Annotated in this window: 6 protein-coding genes; 4 read left to right on the plus strand and 2 right to left on the minus strand. The window is 71.2% G+C overall.

From position 1 onward, the window contains the following. Positions 1-114 precede the first annotated feature (114 nt). Complete coding sequence (locus tag DI005_RS10210; RefSeq protein ID WP_112266397.1) at positions 115-1,056, minus strand: methionyl-tRNA formyltransferase; 942 nt, start codon at positions 1,054-1,056, stop codon at positions 115-117. 168 nt (positions 1,057-1,224) lie between these two features. Here DI005_RS10210 and DI005_RS10215 point away from each other — a divergent pair, with 168 nt between their 5' ends. Genes DI005_RS10215 through DI005_RS10230 form a run of 4 tightly spaced genes read left to right on the plus strand, consistent with a single transcriptional unit; the run spans position 1,225 to position 17,272 of the window. Next, on the plus strand, positions 1,225-2,562 hold the full coding sequence (locus DI005_RS10215; protein WP_113641968.1) for a lysine N(6)-hydroxylase/L-ornithine N(5)-oxygenase family protein: 1,338 nt from the start codon (positions 1,225-1,227) through the stop codon (positions 2,560-2,562). Positions 2,563-2,587: 25 nt separating this feature from the next. Beyond that, positions 2,588-3,628, plus strand: a complete 1,041-nt coding sequence (locus tag DI005_RS10220) for an iron-siderophore ABC transporter substrate-binding protein (RefSeq protein WP_113641969.1) — start codon at positions 2,588-2,590, stop codon at positions 3,626-3,628. Between the two features lie 19 nt (positions 3,629-3,647). Continuing rightward, the gene (locus DI005_RS10225) at positions 3,648-17,081 is read left to right on the plus strand and encodes a non-ribosomal peptide synthetase (protein WP_113641970.1); all 13,434 of its coding nucleotides are present in this window, start codon (positions 3,648-3,650) and stop codon (positions 17,079-17,081) included. Further along, positions 17,078-17,272 (plus strand): MbtH family protein, encoded by a 195-nt coding sequence (locus DI005_RS10230; RefSeq protein WP_304481731.1) that lies wholly within the window; start codon positions 17,078-17,080, stop codon positions 17,270-17,272. The genes DI005_RS10225 and DI005_RS10230 overlap by 4 nt, the downstream gene beginning before the upstream one ends. Here the strand turns inward: DI005_RS10230 and DI005_RS10235 are convergent. Continuing rightward, positions 17,269-17,886: a LysE/ArgO family amino acid transporter gene (locus DI005_RS10235; protein WP_113641972.1), complete on the minus strand. Its 618-nt coding sequence runs from the start codon at positions 17,884-17,886 to the stop codon at positions 17,269-17,271. The genes DI005_RS10230 and DI005_RS10235 overlap by 4 nt on opposite strands. Positions 17,887-18,282 lie beyond the last annotated feature (396 nt).

The following is an 18,282-nucleotide window of genomic DNA, read 5'->3' on the forward strand; positions in this document are numbered from 1 at the left end:
CTCCCACCACCACCCAACCGGAGGCGCTCCGCGCCGCTGCGTTTGATTCCACGCAGGCATGGTGGCCTTCACTGCGGCTGGGCTGCCCACGCGAGCCCGAGGCTGGGAAGGCCTTCAGTGCGACGTGAGGTAGCCGCCCATCCTCGTGAAGAAGTCCGTGGCCGCGTACTCGGTGCCGTCGTCGGTCCGCACGCGTTCGATCGCGAGACCGTGGTTCCGCCCGAACCGCGCATCGGCGCCGGCGACGATCACCACGCCCTTGCCCTCCGGGATGAACACGCGGCCCGGCGTGCCGCCGTAGCGGCCCTGCGACACTGACGCCTCCAGCACCCGGATGCGCTCGCCCTTGTAGAAGGTGAACGCATTGGGGTAGGGGTCCGACTGCGCGCGGACGAGCCGCTCGATGTCGGCGGCGGGCCACGTCCAGTCGATGCGACTGTCCTCGAGGGACCGTTTGTGGAAGAAGCTCGCCTTCGTCCGGTCCTGCGGGGTCCAGTCGGTGCGACCCGCCGCGATGAACGCGAGCGATTCGGACACAACGGGCTCGATGAGGTCGACGGTCTTGTGGAACAGGTCCGTCGCGGTGTCGCGCGGCCCGACCTCGACGGCCTTCTGGAGCACGATCGGGCCCGCGTCCAGCTCCCCGTCCATCATGTGGGCGGTGACGCCGACCTCCCGCTCGCCGTTGACGAGCGCCCAGATGAGCGGCGAGAAACCCGCGTAGGCGGGCAACAGCGAGTCGTGCACGTTCAGCGTGCCGTGCGTGGGCAGCGTGAAGATCTCCGGTGGAATCCACGTGCGCCAGTTGTTGGCCACGATGAGGTCGGGCTGGACCTCGCGCAGCCTGGCGGTGAGCGCGTCGTCGGGCCGGTTCGCCAGCACCACCTCCACCCCGTGCTCGGTGGCCAGCTCGGCGACGGAGTCGGCCCAGATCCGTTCGTAGGCGTGGTCGGACTTCGGATGGGTGACGACGAGTGCCACCTCGTGCTCCGAGTCCAGCAACGCCCGCAGGGTCCGGTGGCCCCACGTCTGGTAACCGAACATGACGACCCGCATCGGCCCCTCCGTGTCCTCGACGGCAAACGGCCTTAGTGAAGCAAGGCTTGCCTAACAAAGCAAGGGCTGAGCGGGGGATGAGGATCACCCTCGAAAAGACTAACTGAGGCACGCCTAAGTTAGGTTAGGGTTGCCTGCGTCTGGCTGGAAATCGGCGATGGGACAGGTATGTCACAGGCAGAGCTGCAGGAGGGAACACCGGTCTACGACCTGGTAGGAGTGGGTTTCGGACCGTCCAACCTGGCGCTGGCGATCGCGGTGGCCGAGCACAATTCGGGCACTTCCGACACGGTGACCGCTCATTTCCTGGAACGGCAGGAACGATTCGGCTGGCACCGCGGAATGCTCATCGAGGACGCCACCATGCAGGTGTCGTTCCTCAAGGACCTCGTCACCCTGCGCAACCCGGCCAGCGACTTCAGCTTCCTGTCCTACCTGCACGCACAGGGCAGGCTGATCGATTTCGTCAACCACAAGAACCTCTTCCCGCTGCGCGTCGAGTTCCACGACTACTTCGAGTGGGCCGCCGCGCGGGTCGACGACATGGTCTCGTACGCCCACGAGGTGGTCGCGGTGCGACCGGTGTACGACGGCGGCGACGTGGCCTACTTCGACGTGGTGGCAGGCGACGGTGAGGTCTACCGCGCGCGCAACCTCGTGCTGGCGACGGGACTTCGGCCGTACCTTCCCGAAGGGGTCGAGGTGTCGGACCGCGTCTGGCACAACAGCCAGTTGCTGCACCGGATCGACGAGGTCGACGAGGCGTCCCGGTTCGTCGTGGTGGGTGCGGGACAGAGCGCGGCCGAGGTGACGGCGTTCCTGCACGAGCGGTTCCCGAAGGCCGAGGTCTGCTCGGTGTTCTCCCGCTTCGGCTACAGCCCGTCCGACGACAGCGCCTTCGCGAACCGCATCTTCGACCCCGAGTCGGTCGACGAGTTCTACGCGGCGCCGGACGAGGTCAAGCAGCGGATCATGGGCTACCACGCCAACACCAACTACTCCGTGGTCGACCTCGACCTCATCGACGACCTCTACCGGCGGCTGTACCGGGAGAAGGTGCTCGGCAACGAGCGGCTGCGCATCTTCAACGTGTCGCGCCCCGTCGAGATCGTGGAGAACGAGCACGGCGTGCGCGCGACGATCGAGTCGCTCACCTCGGGCGAGAAGACCGTGCTGGACGCGGACATCGTCGTCTACTCGACGGGCTACCGCTGCGGTGACGTCTCGGCGTTGCTCGGCGACCTCGCCACGCACTGCCTCCGTGACGAGGAGGGCAGGCCGAGGGTCGAGCGTGACTACCGGCTCGGCACCGCGCCCGAGATCAGGGGCGGGATCTACCTGCAGGGCGGCGGAACCGAGCACACGCACGGCATCACGTCGTCGCTGCTGTCCAACAACGCCGTGCGGTCGGGCGACATCCTTCGCTCGATCGTCGGCAGGCGCGCCACTGGGGGAACCGACAAGCCTGCCGCGGAGTACGCGGTGAGCGGACCACGGTCCGCATGAGGAAGAAAACAGGAAGGTAGCCCCGATGTCCCCCATTTCCCTCAGGCCCGCGAAGGCGCGGGTGCGCCTGCCGGCGGCGTTGCTGGCGCTGGTGCTGGGTGTGGTGCTGGCCGGTTGTGGCAGCTCCGGTGACGGCTCCGGCAACGCCGGTGACTCGTCGCCCGCGGCCCAGAGCGGCGCGTTCCCGGTGACCATCGAGCACAAGTACGGCAAGACGGAGATCACCGAGAAGCCCGAGCGGGTGGTGACGCTCGGACTGTCCGATCAGGACGCCGTGCTGGCACTGGGCGTCAAGCCGGTCGGCGTGGTCGACTGGTTCAAGGAGCGCCCCTACGGCAAGTGGCCGTGGACGAAGGACCTGTGGGGCGACACGAAGCCCACGATCGTCGGCGAGCGCGACAGCTACAACATGGAAGCGGTCGCGAACCTCAACCCCGACGTGATCATCGCGCAGTACTCGGGCATGACCAAACAGCAGTACGACACGCTGTCCAAGCTGGCCCCCGTGGTCGCGCAGCCGAAGAAGTACCCGGACTACGCGGCGCCGTGGCAGGACATGGCGCGCCCGATCGGCAAGGCGCTCGGCCAGGAAGACAAGATGAACCAGCTCATCGAGCAGATGGACCAGCGTTACGCGGAGGTGCGCCGCAACCACCCCGAATTCGCGCAGCAGACCATCGCCGTCGCCGACAGCTTCCAGGCCGGTACCTACGCCGCCTTCACGAGCACCGACCCGAAGGCGATCTTCTTCAGGGAGATGGGCTTCAAGCTGAAGGACGAGATCGACCGGATGGCCGAGCAGGGTATGAACGCCGCTGAGTTCAGCTCCGAGCGGCTCACCGTGCTCGACGTCGACCGGCTCGTGTGGGTCACCTCCAGCGAGGACGCGAACAACCGCATCAAGGCGGAGCCGCTGTACCAGAAGCTGAAGGTGCACCAGGAGGGCCGCGACCTGTTCGTGCCGTACGAGAACCCGGACATCGGCGCCGCGTTCTCGTTCAACACCGTGTTGTCGATCCCGTACGCCATCGATCAGATGGTGCCTCGGCTGACCGCCGACTCGTAGTCGAAAGGCGTTCCCCCCGATGTCGGGTGTTCCGCTCACCAGTGCTCAGTCCGGAATCTGGCTTGCCCAGCAGATCGCGCCGGACGATCCGGTCTACAACATCGCCTGGTATCTGGAGATCACGGGCGAGGTGGACCTCGACCGGCTCTCCGCGTCCGTGGCCAAGGCGATCGCGGAGACCGAGAGCGTGCACGTGCGCTTCGCCGACGTCGGGGGAACGCCCCGGCAGCTTCCGGCGCCGGCGGACCCGGCGCCGCGCGTGCTCGACTTCCGCGGTGAGGCCGATCCCGCCGCCGCGGCGACCGAGTGGATGCGCCGCGAGCGGCGGGCCGTCACCGATCTCGAACACGGCCCGGTGTTCGCCCACGCGCTGCTGCTGCTCCGCGAGCGGGTCTGGTGGTACCAGCGCTACCACCACCTGGTGATGGACGCCTACGGCTGTCTGCTCGTCACGCAGCGGGCGGGTGACCTCTACGCGGGGGCCGAGGGGCACCGGTTCGGCCCGCTGTCGGCGCTCGCCGACGCGGACGCCGCGTACCGCGGATCCGAGCGGTACACAGTGGACCGGTCCTTCTGGCACGAGCGGTTCGCAGACCGGCCGGAGCCAGCACGGCTGCTGGACCGCGCGCCCGGCGCCGAGGTGCGCCGCCGGACGGTCGAGCTGTCCCGCGAGCGCACCGACGCCCTGCGCGAGCTGGGCGTCCGGTGTGGACAGCGGCTGTCTCGCGTCGCGCTCGCGGCCGTCGCCGCCTACACCCACCGCGCCACGGGCGCCTCCGACGTCGTGCTCGGCGTACCGGTGGCGGCGCGGCCCGAGCCGGAGACGCGCGTGGTGCCCGGCATGGCGTCCAACGTGCTGCCGCTGCGGCTCACCGTGCGGCCGTGGACCACGCCCTCGGACCTGATCGCCGCCGTGGACGAGGGCATCGCCGCGCTCACGGCACACGGCCGCTACCGAGGCGAGGACCTCGCCCGCGAGCTGGGATTCGCCGACGGGCTCGCGCAGCTCATCGGACCCACCGCCAACTTCATCAGCTTCGGCAGGGACCTCACGTTCGCCGGTGCCGCCGCCGACTTCCGCGACCTGGCGCTCGGCCCCGTCACCGACCTCTCCATCACGTGTTGCGAGCGCTGGGCCGACTACGGCCTGCTGATCGAGCTGGACGGCGCGTGTGACGACGCCGAGCTCGCCGAGCACGAGCGCCGGTTCCTCGCCGTGCTCGACGCGATGGTCGCGGGTCCGGGGCGCCCGCTCGGCGCGATCGAGCTGCTGCCCTCGGAGGAACGCACCCGCCTGCTCGAGGGCCTCGGCGCCGACGAGTGCGAGGTCGACGAGCTGACCTGGCCCGATGCCTTCGAGCGGCAGGTGCGTCGCACACCGGACGCGGTCGCGGTGGTGTGCGAGGACGAGCGGCTCACCTACGCCGAGCTGAACGCCGCGGCCAACCGGCTCGCCCGCTCGCTGCACGCCAGGGGTGTCGGCGCGGAGGACGTGGTCGGCGTCGCGCTGCCCCGCTCGGCGGATCTGGTGGTCGCACTGCTCGGCGTGCTCAAGGCGGGAGCGGCATACCTGCCGCTGGACACCGACCACCCGCGCGAGCGGCTCGACTACATGGTGGCCGACGCGGGAGCCAAGCTCGTACTGTCCACTGTGGATCACGAACGGCTGGCCGCGTACGACGACAGTGACCTGGGCCTGCCGATCGCGCTGCACCAGGCCGCCTATGTGATCTACACGTCCGGCTCGACGGGCAGGCCGAAGGGCGTCGTCGTGTCCCACGAGGGCGTCGGCAGTCTCGTCCAGACCGCGATCGCGCGGCTCGGCGTGGACGCCACGAGCCGCGTCGCGCAGTTCGCCTCCGTCGGCTTCGACGTCGCCGTGTGGGACCTCACGATGTCGCTGTGCGTCGGCGGGCGGAGCATCGTCGTGCCAACCGAGCGGCGCGTCGCGGGCCCCGAGCTCACGGAATACCTGACCGCGCAGGGCGCCACGCACATGATCCTGCCGCCGTCGCTGGTCGCCGCGCTGCCGGCCGAGTGCGAGCTGCCCGAGGGCGGCGTGCTCGTGGTGGGCACCGAGACCGTGCCGCCGGAGCTGATCACGCGCTGGGCCAAGCGGATGCGTGTGGTCGCGGCGTACGGCCTGACCGAGGCGACCGTCAACTCGACGCTGTGGCAGGCGGAGCAGGACTGGCTCGGCGCGGTGCCGATCGGTGTACCGGACCCGAACACGAGGGCCTACGTGCTCGACTCGTCGCTGAGGCCCGTGGGCGTGGGCGTGATCGGCGAGCTGTACGTCGGCGGCCGGGGCCTCGCCCGCGGCTACCGGGGCAGGCACGCGCTGACGGCGGAGCGGTTCGTGGCCGACCCGTTCGGCCCGCCGGGCGCCCGGATGTACCGCACCGGTGACCGGGTGCGGTGGCGTGCCGATGGGAACCTCGACTTCCTGGGGCGCTCGGACAACCAGGTCAAGATCCGCGGCTACCGCATCGAACCCGGCGAGGTGGAGTCGGCGCTGCTGAGCCATCCCGAGGTGGCGCAGGCCGCCGTCGTCGCACGTGAGGACCATCGCGGGGTCCGGCGCCTCGTCGGCTACGTCGTCGGCGACGCGGAGTCCGAGGCGGCGAAGGCGTTCGTCGCGGAGAGCCTGCCCGAGTACATGGTGCCCACGGTGGTGTTGCGCCTCGACGAGCTGCCTTTGACGCCCAACGGCAAGGTCGACCGGGCCGCGCTGCCCGCACCCGACTGGACGGGCCTAGCGGGCGGCACCGCACCCACGACGCCGAGGGAACGCACGCTCGCCACGCTGTTCGCGGAGATTCTCGACCTGCCGAGCGTCGGCGTGCACGACAGCTTCTTCGAGCTGGGCGGCGACTCGATCGTCGCGATCCGACTCGTCGCCGAGGCCCGCAAGGCCGGCCTGGCCCTGACGCCCCGCGACGTGTTCGCCCACCGCACGGTCGCCGCGCTCGCCGGGGTCGCGGGAGCCCCATCGCGGGTGGGCGAGGTGCAGCTGGACGGCATGGACGACACAGCGTTGCCCGTGTCGTCGTTGCAGAGCGGGTTCTACTTCCACTCGCGGTTCGACGAGACCGACTCCTACGTGGTGCAGGAGGTGCTCGACCTCGCCGAGGGCGTCGACCCCTCGGTGCTCCGGGCGAGGCTGCAGCGGCTGCTCGACCGGCATCCGCTGCTGCGGGCCGGGTTCCGTCAGCTGCCCGACGGCCGCGTGGTTCAGCGGATCCCCGAGCACGTGGAACTGCCGTGGCGAGAGGCGCCCGAACTGGAGGCGGCGCTCGAAGCGGACCGCGCCGACGGTTTCGACCTCGCCGAGCCGCCGCTGCTGCGCGCCACCCTGGTGGGCGGCACGCGACTGGTGCTCACGCTGCACCACATCGTCGCCGATGGGTGGTCGGTGTCGGTCATGCTCCGCGAGGTCGCCGCCGACGATCTCCCGCCCGCGCCCGATCACCGGCCGTACCTCGCGTGGCTGGCGAACCGCGACCACGACGCGGCGCTGGTCGCCTGGCGTTCCGCCCTGTCCGATGTGGAACCGACCCGCCTTGTGGAGCACGCGGCTGAGGAGCCGGGCAGCGTCGTCGTGGACGTCCCCGAGGACCTCACGAACGCGCTGACCGAGGTGGCCCGTTCCCGCGGGCTGACGCTGAGCACGCTGGTGCACGGCGCGTGGGGCCTGCTGCTGAGCGGGCTCACCGGCCGGTCCGACGTGGTGTTCGGCAGCACCGTCTCCGGCCGGGGTATCGACCTCGAGGGCATCGAGTCGGCGGTGGGCCTGTTCATCAACACCGTGCCCGCGCGGCTGCGCCTGCGAGGCGGTGACTCGCTCGGCACGGCACTGGAGCGCTGGCAGCAGGAGCAGGCCGCGCTGCTCGACCACCAGCACGTCGCCCTCGCCGACCTCCAGCGCGGCACCGGCGAGCTGTTCGACACGCTCGTGGTGGTGGAGAACCAGCCCGCGCACTCGGAACCGGGCCTGTTCACCGGCGTGGAGGTGCGCGACGCCGTGCACTACCCGCTCGCGCTCGTAGCGCACCCCGGGAAGCGGCTGCGACTGGAGCTCAAGCACCGCATCGGTGAGTCCGGTGCGCGCGAGATCGCCGACCGCTACCTCGGCGTGCTCGCCGCGCTCACCGAGCCGGACCGGCGGGTCGCCGACCTCGACCTTCGCACGGAGGCTGAACGCTCCACCACCGATCGGACCGACCATCCGGTGCCCGATGGCACGCTCGCGTCGCTGTTCGCGGACCAGGTGGCCCGCACCCCGGACGCCACGGCCGTGGTCTTCGAGGACACGCGACTGTCCTATGCGGACCTGGATGCCCGCGCCGAGGCGCTCGCCCGCAGGTTGCGGGCCAGAGGAGCGGCTCCGGAGTCGCTGGTCGCCGTGGCCGTCCCGCGTTCGGCCGAGCTGATGGTCGCGTTGCTGGGCGTGCTCAAGTCCGGCGCCGCGTACCTGCCGGTGGACCTCGACTACCCCGCCGAGCGCATCGCCTTCATGCTCGCCGACTCCGGCGCGCGGCTCGCCGTGACCCTGCCGGGCACGGAGCTGCCGGGCGACATCGAGCGGGTGGTGCTCGGCGAGGACGAGACGGTCGCCGACTCACCCGTTGTCACCGCGAAGCCCGACGAGCCCGCGTACCTGATCTACACGTCCGGCTCCACCGGGCGGCCCAAGGGCGTGGTGGTGACCCACCGCGCGATCGTCAACCGGCTCGCGTGGATGCAGGGGCACTACGGGCTCGCGGCCGACGACCGCGTGCTGCAGAAAACGCCGTCGAGCTTCGACGTGTCGGTGTGGGAGTTCTTCTGGCCGCTGCTCGAGGGCGCGGCCGTGGTCCTCGCGCGCCCGGACGGTCACCGTGACCCCGCCTACCTCGCCTCGTTGATCGAGAACGAGCGCATCACCACGCTGCACTTCGTGCCGTCGATGCTCGCCGCGTTCCTGCAGGTGGTGAAGGACGCCGGATGGGCAGCGAGCCTGCGGCGGGTGTTCTCCAGCGGGGAGGCGCTGCCGGTCGAGTCGGCGACGCGCTGGCGGGAGCTGACCGGGGTGCCGTTGCACAACCTCTACGGGCCCACCGAGGCCGCCGTGGACGTCACGTGGTTCCCGTTCGAGGGTGACGCGGACGGGGCCTCGGTGCCCATCGGGTGGCCGGTGTGGAACACGCGGCTGTACGTGCTCGACGAGTTCCTGCGCCCCGTGCCAGACGGCGTGCCCGGTGAGCTGTACCTCGCGGGCGTGCAGCTCGCGCGCGGCTACCACGACCGGCCGGGTCTCACGGCGACGCGGTTCGTGGCGAATCCGTATGGTGACGGCCGCCTTTATCGCACCGGCGACCTGGTCCGACGTCGGCGCGCCGACGGGGCGATCGAGTACCTAGGGCGCACCGACCGGCAGGTGAAGATCCGCGGCAACCGCGTGGAGCTGGGCGAGATCGAGTCCGCGCTCTCGCGGCTGCCCGGAATCGCGCGGGCCGCGGTGGTCGCCCGCGACGGCGCGCTCGTCGGCTACGTCGTGCCGTCCGGGGAGGAGCCCGCTGTCGAGGCGTGGCGCGAGGCACTCGAGGCGGAGCTGCCCGCGAGCATGGTGCCGAGCGGGCTCGTGGTGCTCGACGACCTGCCGCTGACGCCGAGCGGCAAGCTGGACCAGAACGCCCTGCCCGCACCGGACCTGGTGACTGTGTCCTCCCTGCCGTCGCGGCGGCCCCGGACCGAACGGGAACGGATCGTGTGCGACATCGTCGCGGCGGTGCTCGGCCTGCCCGAGGTGGGCGTCGACGACGACTTCTTCGTGCTCGGCGGCGACAGCATCACCTCGATCGCGGTGTCGGCGCAGGCGCGGGAACGCGGGCTCGACGTCTCGCCGAGGGATGTCTTCGAGCACCGGACCCCCGCCGCGCTCGCGGCACACGCCGGGGACGGCGTGCGGGAGATCCCCGCCGAGCTGGGCAGCGTTGAGCTCACCGAGCCGGAGCGGAGGAGCCTGCCCGCGCCCGACGTCGAGGACGTGTGGCCGCTCTCGCCGTTGCAGGAGGGCCTGTACTTCCACGCGACGTACGACGCCGAGGGTGTGGACGTCTACCAGTCGCAGGAGTCGCTCGACTTCGACCACCGGCTCGACGCCGACCGGCTGCGGGCCGCGTGCGCGTCGCTGCTGGCGCGCAACCCGAGCCTGCGCGCCGGGTTCGCCAGTGACGGGCTGCCGAGGCCGGTGCAGTTCATCGTGACCGGTGCCGAAGTGCCGCTGACCGAGGTGGACCTCACCGAGCGGCCGGAGGACCTCGACGGGCTGCTCGCCGAGGACCGGCGGCGGCGGTTCGACCTCACCAGCCCGCCGCTGTGCCGTCTGCTGCTGGTCCGGTTGCCCGGCGGGCGCGACCGGCTCGTCGTGACACACCACCTCGTGCTGTGGGACGGCTGGTCGGCGTGGCTGTTCCTGGAGCAGCTGTTCGCCCTCTACGAGCGGGCCGGCGACGACACCGGGCTCCCCGCGCCGGGCTCGTACCGCGACTACCTCGCGTGGCTCGGGCAGCAGGACTCCGGGCAGGCGCTCCTGGCCTGGCGGCAGGCGCTGCGCGGGCTGGCGGAGCCCACGCTCGTCGCCTCGGCCGACCGCGGCGGCGACCCGGTGATCCCGGCCGACTACGACGCCCTGTTGCCGAGGGAGACCAGCGACCGGTTGCGCGAGGAGGCCCGCCGGCACGGGCTGACGCTGCACACGCTGCTCAGCGCGGCGTGGGGACTCGTGCTGTCGGGCATGGTCGGGCGGTCGGACGTGGTGTTCGGCGCCGTCGTGGCGGGTCGGCCGGCCGAGGTGCCGAACGTGACGAGCGTGATCGGCATGTTCCTCAACACCGTGCCTTCGCGGGTGCGGTTCGAGCCGCGCGAGTCGGTGCTGGAGCTGTTGCGGCGGCTGCAGTCGGAACGGGCGGCGCTCATGCCGTACGAGTACGTCGGGCTCGGTGAGCTGCAGCGTGAGGCCGGGCACCGGCGGCTGTTCGACACGCTGTTCGTGCTGCGCACGGCCGATGGCGAGGAGCGGCTGGCCCAGCTGCACGACCTGCATGGCATCACGTCGGTGTCCAATGTGGATGGCACACACTTCCCGCTGACGCTGATCGTGACGCCGGAGGAACGGCTGCGGGTCACCCTCGCCGCGCGACCGGACATCTTCGACGCCGCCGAGGCGGGTCGCGTGCTGGAGCGGTTCACGACCGTGCTGGAACGGCTCGCCGCCGACGTGACGGCCCCGGTCGCGTCGCTCGACCTGCTGACCGAGGCCGAGCGCGCCGAGCTGCGCGGGCAGCCGGAGCGGCCGATCGGCGACGACACGATCGCGGATCTGCTCGCCGCGCAGGCCGCGCGCACGCCGGGCGAGACGGCCCTGGTGTTCGGCGACGAGCGGCTGACCTACGCCGAGCTGGACGAGCGGATCAACCGCCTGGCCCGGCTGCTGCTGGCGCGCGGCGCGGGTCCGGAGCAGGTGGTGGCGCTCGCGCTGCCGCGCTCGATCGACATGGTGGTGGCCCTCTTCGCGGTGCTGCGCACCGGCGCGGCGTACCTGCCGCTCGACCTCGACCACCCCGCAGAGCGCCTCACCCACATGCTTGAGGACACGAACCCCCTCTGCGTGGTCACCACGACCGACTGCAGTGAAGGCCACCTTCACTGCGTTGAACGCAGGCATGGTGGCCTTCACTGCAGTCATCGCCACGTGCTGCTGGATCACGTGGACGTGGTTGAGGAGTTGCGGAGGGTGTCCGGGGAGCCGATCGGGGACCACGAGCTTTCGCCTCGGTTCGCCAAGGGTGCCGCCGGACGGCTGGAGTACCCCGCATACGTCATCTACACGTCCGGCTCCACCGGGCGGCCCAAGGGCGTGGTCACGCCGTATCGCGGGCTCACGAACATGCAGCTCAACCACCGGGAGGCGATCTTCGCGCCCGCCATCGAATCGGCGGGCGGGCGGCGGCTGCGCATCGCGCACACGGTGTCGTTCGCCTTCGACATGTCGTGGGAGGAGCTGCTGTGGCTCGTGGAGGGCCATGAGGTGCACGTCTGCGACGAGGAGCTGCGCCGCGACGCCGAGGCGCTGGTCTCCTACTGCGATGAGCACCGCATCGACGTCGTCAACGTGACACCCACGTACGCCCAGCTGCTGCTGGAGGAGGGCCTGCTCGAGGGCCACGTGCCGCCGCTTGTGTTGCTCGGCGGCGAGGCCGTTTCCGATGCCGTGTGGAACACGCTCGCGCACACCGAAGGCACCTACGGCTACAACCTCTACGGGCCAACCGAGTACACGATCAACACCCTCGGCGCGTCCACAGCGGACAGCCCGACACCCGCAGTCGGCAAGCCCATCTGGAACACGCGCGCCTACATCCTCGACCCGTTCCTGCGGCCCGTACCGCCCGGCACCCCGGGTGAGCTCTACATCGCGGGCGTGGGCCTCGCCCGCGGCTACCACAACCGGCCGGGGCTCACAGCGGAGCGGTTCGTGGCGAACCCCTATGCACCGGGCCGCATGTACCGCACCGGGGACCTCGTGCGGCAGCGGCCGGGCAGCGGGATCATCGACTTCCTCGGCCGCACCGACGACCAGGTGAAGATCCGTGGCTACCGTGTGGAGCTGGGCGAGGTCGAGGCCGCGCTCGCCGACCACCCGGCCGTCACCCACGCCGCCGTGGTCGTCAACGGACAGCGCCTCGTCGGCTACGTCGTGGCCGATGGCGAGTTCGACTGGCGCGAGCACCTCAAGGCACGCCTGCCGGACTACATGGTTCCGGCCGCGGTCGTGACTGTCGACCACCTGCCGTTGACCGTCAACGGCAAGCTCGACGTCAAGGCACTGCCCGCCCCATCACTCGATGCCGGGCGGGAGAGCAGGCCACCGCGCAACCACGAAGAAGAGGTGCTGTGCGAGCTGTTCGCCGAGTTGCTCGGCGCCGAGGGCGTCGGCATCGACGACAGCTTCTTCGACCTCGGCGGGCACTCGCTGCTCGCGACGCGCCTGGTGAGCAAGGCCCGCACGGCACTGGACGCGGAACTGTCCATTCGCGACCTTTTCGAGGCTCCGACCGTGGCCGAGCTGGTGAGCCGGATCGGTGGGCCCGCGCGGCCCGCGCTCACCGCCGCCGAGGACCGGCCCGCCGAGCTGCCTGCTTCCGCCGCGCAGCGACGGCTGTGGGTCATCCAGAACATGGCGGAGACCTCCGCCGCCTACAACTTCCCGCTCGTGGTCCGCCTGCGCGGGGCGCTGGACCTCGACGCGTGGCGGGCGGCGCTCGAGGACGTCGTCACCCGGCACGAGGCACTACGCACCGTGTTCACCGAGCGCGACGGCGTGCCCTTCCAACGTGTGGTCGAGGACGCCCAGCCGGCGGTGGAGGTTCGCGAAACCACCGAGCAGGCGCTGAGCGAGTTCGTGCGCGAGGCCGTGGCTCGGCCGTTCGACCTGGCCACGGAGCTGCCGATCCGGTGCACGATCGCGCGGCTCGCCGCCGACGACCACGTGGTGGTGCTTCTGCTGCACCACATCACCACCGACGAGTGGTCCGACCGTCCGTTCCTGCGCGATCTCTCCGCCGCCTACGCCGCACGCACCGCGGGAACCGCACCGGAGTGGAGCCCCCTGCCGGTGCAGTACGCCGACTACGCGCTGTGGCAGCGGAGACTGCTCGACGTGGTCGGCGAGGAGCAGCTCGCCTACTGGCAGTCCACCTTGGACGGATCCCCCGAGGAACTGGAGCTGCCCACCGACCGGTCACGACCCGCCCGACCGACGTTCAGCGGCGCGGACCTCGAGATCGAGCTGGACCCTGCGACGTGCGAGCGGCTGCGCGCGCTCGGGCAGGACACCGGCGCGAGCATGTTCATGGTGCTGCACGCGGCCGTCGCGGCGCTGTTGCACCGCCTCGGCGCGGGGGAGGACATCCCGCTCGGCGCGCCCATCGCGGGCCGGGCCGACGAGGCGCTCGACGACCTCGTTGGCTTCTTCGTCAACACGCTCGTGCTGCGCACCGACCTTTCCGGCTCACCGAGCTTCGCCGAGCTGGTGCGGCGGGTGCGGGAGACCGACCTCGCCGCGTTCTCCCACGCGGACGTGCCCTTCGAGGCCGTCGTGGAGCGGCTCAACCCGGCCCGCTCGCTCTCGCGCAACCCGCTGTTCCAGGTGATGGTCGGCTACCACGGCCGCACGGGCGGGGAGCTAACGCTGCCCGGCCTGCGCGCGGAGTTCGTGCCGTACGCGACCGAGACGGCGAAGTTCGACCTCGTGTTCAGCTTCACCGAGCGGTTCGACACCGGGCGCGTCAGCTGCCGCATCGAGTACAGCACCGAACTGTTCGACGCTGAGACCGTGGAGCGGCTCGGCGAGCGGCTCGGCAGGCTCGTCGACGCCGTCGCGGAGCGACCGCGGTCGCGGATCGCTGAGGTCGACGTGCTCACCGACGACGAGCGGCACCTGGTTCTGGAGGGCTTCAACGCCACCGGGCGCGTGGTCGACGAGGCGTCGCTGCCGGAGCTGTTCGCCCGGCGCGTCGCCGAGCAGCCGGAGGCCGTCGCCGTGGTGGAGCGCGACCGCCAGGTGACGTACGCGCAGCTCAACGAGCGGGCGAACCGCATCGCGCGGCTGCTCGCCGAGCACGGCGTCGCCGAGGAGAGCGTGGTCGGTGTCGCCGTGCCGCGGTCGGTCGACACGATCGCCACGGTGCTCGCGACGGTGAAGCTCGGCGCGGCGTTCCTCCCGCTGGACCTCACACACCCGACCGAGCGGCTCGCCTACCTGATCGGTGACTCGGGCGCGCGGCTCGTGGTCGGCACGCCGGCGGTGGCGGACCGGATCCCAGACGTCGCACCGATGTTGTTGCTGGATGGCGAGATAGACCGCGACGGCTCCGATGTGGACGTTCCGGCGCCTTCGCTGGATCAGGCGGCGTACGTGATCTACACGTCCGGCTCCACCGGCAAGCCGAAGGGCACCGTCGTGCCGCACGACGGCATCGCTAGCCTCGTCGCGACCGCTGTCGACCGCATGGGCCTCGAACCGACCTCGCACGTGCTGCAGTTCGCCTCGATCGGCTTCGACGTGTTCGTGTTCGAGCTGGCGATGGCGCTGTGTCACGGCGGGCGGCTCGTGCTGATCCCGGAGGAGGCGCGCGTCGCGGGCACGGCGCTCACCGACTTCCTGCGCGAGCAGGCGGTGACGCACCTGATCCTGCCGCCGTCGCTGGTGTCGGCGCTGCCGCCGGAGGCCGAGCTGCCGCGCGGGTCGACGATCCTGGTCGGCACCGAGACCGTGCCGCCGGACCTGATCGACCGCTGGGCGGGCAAGCTGAACCTGATCGCGGCGTACGGGCTGACCGAGGCGACCGTCAACTCCACGCTGTGGCCCGCGAAGCAGGGCTGGCGGGGGCCGGTGCCGATCGGCGTCCCCGACCCCAACACCGTCTGCTACGTGCTCGACGCGCACCTGCGCCCGGTGCCGCCGGGCGTGGTCGGCGAGCTGTACGTGGCGGGCCGGGGACTCGCCCGCGGGTACCTCGGCAGGCACGGGCTCACGGCGGAACGGTTCGTGGCGAACCCGTTCGGGGCTCCGGGTTCCCAGATGTACCGCACCGGTGACCGGGCGCGCTGGCGGTCCGATGGGAACCTGGACTTCCTCGGCCGCGTGGACGGCCAGGTGAAGATCCGCGGCTTCCGCATCGAGCTCGGCGAGATCGAGGCAGCGCTCACCGCGCACCCCGGCGTCAGCCAGGCGGCCGTTGTCGCCGACCGCAAGGGCGACATCGTGCGGCTGGCCGGCTACGTCGTGGCGGACGAGGACATCGACTGGCGCGAGCACCTGCGTGCGCGGCTGCCGGAGTACATGATCCCGGCGCTCGTGATGCGACTCGACGGCCCGCTTCCGTTGACGCCCAACGGAAAGCTCGACCGGCGCGCGCTGCCCGCGCCGGACTGGGCGTCGCTCACGGGCGACGCGCGCCCGGCGACGGAGGAACAGCGCGTGCTCGCGGGGCTGTTCGGCGAGATCCTCGGGCTGGACGACGTCGGCGTGCACGACGACTTCTTCGAGCTGGGCGGGCATTCGATGTCGTCGATGCGGCTGCTGGGCCGTATCCGCTCGGCGTTCGGGGTCGACCTGACGATCAGGGACGTTTTCGACGCGCCGACCGTCGCCGGGATCGCGGGCAAGCTGGCCGGGGGATCGCGGCACCGGCCGGCACTGGTGCACCGGGAACGTCCCGCGACGGTTCCGCTCGCGCCAGTGCAGCGATGGCAGTGGAACCTGCACCGCGAGCACCCCGGCTTCGACCACGCGCTCGCCCTGCGCTCGCGCGACGGCTTCGACGCCGGAGCGCTCGCGGCGGCGTGGAAGGACGTGGCCTTGCGGCACGAGCCGCTCCGCACGCGGTTCGAAGGCGGGTGCCAGCGGCTCGGTGAGCCGCCGGAGCTGATGGCGGAGTCCGTTGTGGACGTCGAGGCACGGCTGGCAGAGCTGGCGGCGCAGCGGCCCGACGAGCCCGGCGTGCGGATCCACCTGCTGAAGGCCGAGTCCGAACAGGCCCTGTTGCTGACCATGCACTACCTCGCCGTCGACGAGTGGTCCGTGGTGCCGCTCATGCGGGACCTCAGCACCGCGTACGCGACCCGATCGGCGGGGGAGGAACCGGCGTGGGAGCCGCTCCCGGTGACCTACGCCGATTACACGCGGTGGTCCGGACAGCTGCGAGCCGAGGTGGGGCGGGCCCAGCTCGACTACTGGCGGGAGACGCTGCGCGACGCCCCGCCTCTGGTGCTGCCCGGCGAAGGCGGACGCGGTGACGGTGGCGCGGGGGTGGTGCCGTTCGTGCTCGACGCCGAACTGCACGCCGCGATCGACCGGACCGCGAGGGCCAATGGCGCCAGCATGTTCATGGTGCTGCAGGCGGCGTTCACCACGGTGCTCGCCGCGAACGGAGCCGGAACGGACCTGCCGATCGGCACGATCGTCGCGGGCCGCACCGAGGAGGCGCTCACCGATCTCGTCGGGTGCTTCTTCAACACGGTGGTGCTCCGCACGGACGTGTCGGGCTCGCCGAGCGTCCCCGAACTGCTGGCGCGCGTGCGGCGGACCAACCTCGCCGCGCTCGATCGCCAGGACGTGCCCTTCGACGACGTCGCGAACGCGCTCGGCTGGCGGCCGAGGGTGCTCATGGTGCACCACGAGCAGGCCCGGCTCTCCGAACTGGAGGGCGGGCACGGCGAGCTGGTGGCTGTGCCGACGGGCGTCGCGAAGGCGGACCTCACCCTGAGTTTCTACGAGCCGCAGGGCGAGGGTGAGGTGCACTGCTATCTCGGTTACGCGACCGGTGTGCTGACCGCGGCGACCGTCGAACGGCTCGCCGGCGAGCTGCGCACCGTTCTGGAAGAGTTCACAAGGAGGCAATCGTGACCAACCCGTTCGAGGACCCGGACGGCCGCTACTACGTGCTCGTGAACGACGAGGAGCAGCATTCGCTGTGGCCGTCGTTCGTGGACGTTCCGGCGGGCTGGCGGATCGTGTTCGGGGAGGACACCCGCGACGCGTGCCTCGCCTACGTCGAGGAGAACTGGACCGACCTGCGTCCGGCGAGCATTCGCTAGACGACGAGGTTCAGTGCGAGCGCCGTCACCACCGCGCTCGACAACAGGGCCGTGCCGAGGCGCCCGCGAGGGCTCGTGACGGCGCGGCCCAGCACGGCGCCACCGCACGCGAGGAGCAGCTGCCAGCTCGCGGAGGCGGCGAAGGCGGCGAGCACGAACGCGGTCGCGGTGGCCGGGTCCGCCGCGATGGTCGTGACGTCACCGAGCACGAGCGCGGCGAAGTAGACGATCGTCGCCGGGTTGAGCACGGTGATGCCGAGCAGGCTCGCGTAGGCCCGCGCCGCCGATGTCGCCCGGACCTCGGCGGGCTCGCCGAGCTCCCGGTGCCGCCGGATCGCCGAGACGGCGACGGCCGCCGCGATGGCGACGAGCACGATCGCCGAAGCCCAGCGCAGCGGCACCGTGATGGGCTCGATCAGCTCCGCGAGGGCGGACCCGCCGAGCACGGCGGCGAGCGCGTAGACACCGTCCGCGGTCGCGATGCCGAGCGCGGCGCTCACGCCGACGCGCAGCGAGGTGCGCGCGGTGAGCGCGACGAGGTACGCGCCGACAGCGCCAACGGGAATGGCGATGCCGTAACCGGCGACCAGGCCCGCGAGTAGCGCGGCGGTCACGGTCGCGTGGCTGTCGAGCTCCTCCGGTTGACGGCCTGCTGCTTCGCCGTCGCACAGGTGGCGGCGGTGGAGGGCAGCGGGCGATGTCCGGTGGTGGTCATGCGGCCGATGATGCGGGCCGGACGTGGGGTGGAGCAACCGGTTATCGAGGGGGTGTTCGGTGTTCGGTATTGACCGAACACCGAACAGGAGTCGTTGCAGCGGATTCGCGGCGCGGGCGGTAGAGACATCACGCTGGACGATGTCGACCTCGTGATGGAGCTGCTGAACTCCGCCGTGTCGCGCCTTTGACCGGCTGGTCGGGAACGCGCCACTCGCGGTCCTGAGCGCAGAACTCGGCGTCCTGAGCGCAGAACTCGGCGTCCTGAGCGGGGGACTCGCGGTCGGGAGCGGGGG

The sequence above is a fragment of the Prauserella sp. PE36 genome (genome assembly GCF_003311655.1).
GTDB lineage: Bacteria > Actinomycetota > Actinomycetes > Mycobacteriales > Pseudonocardiaceae > Prauserella_A > Prauserella_A endophytica.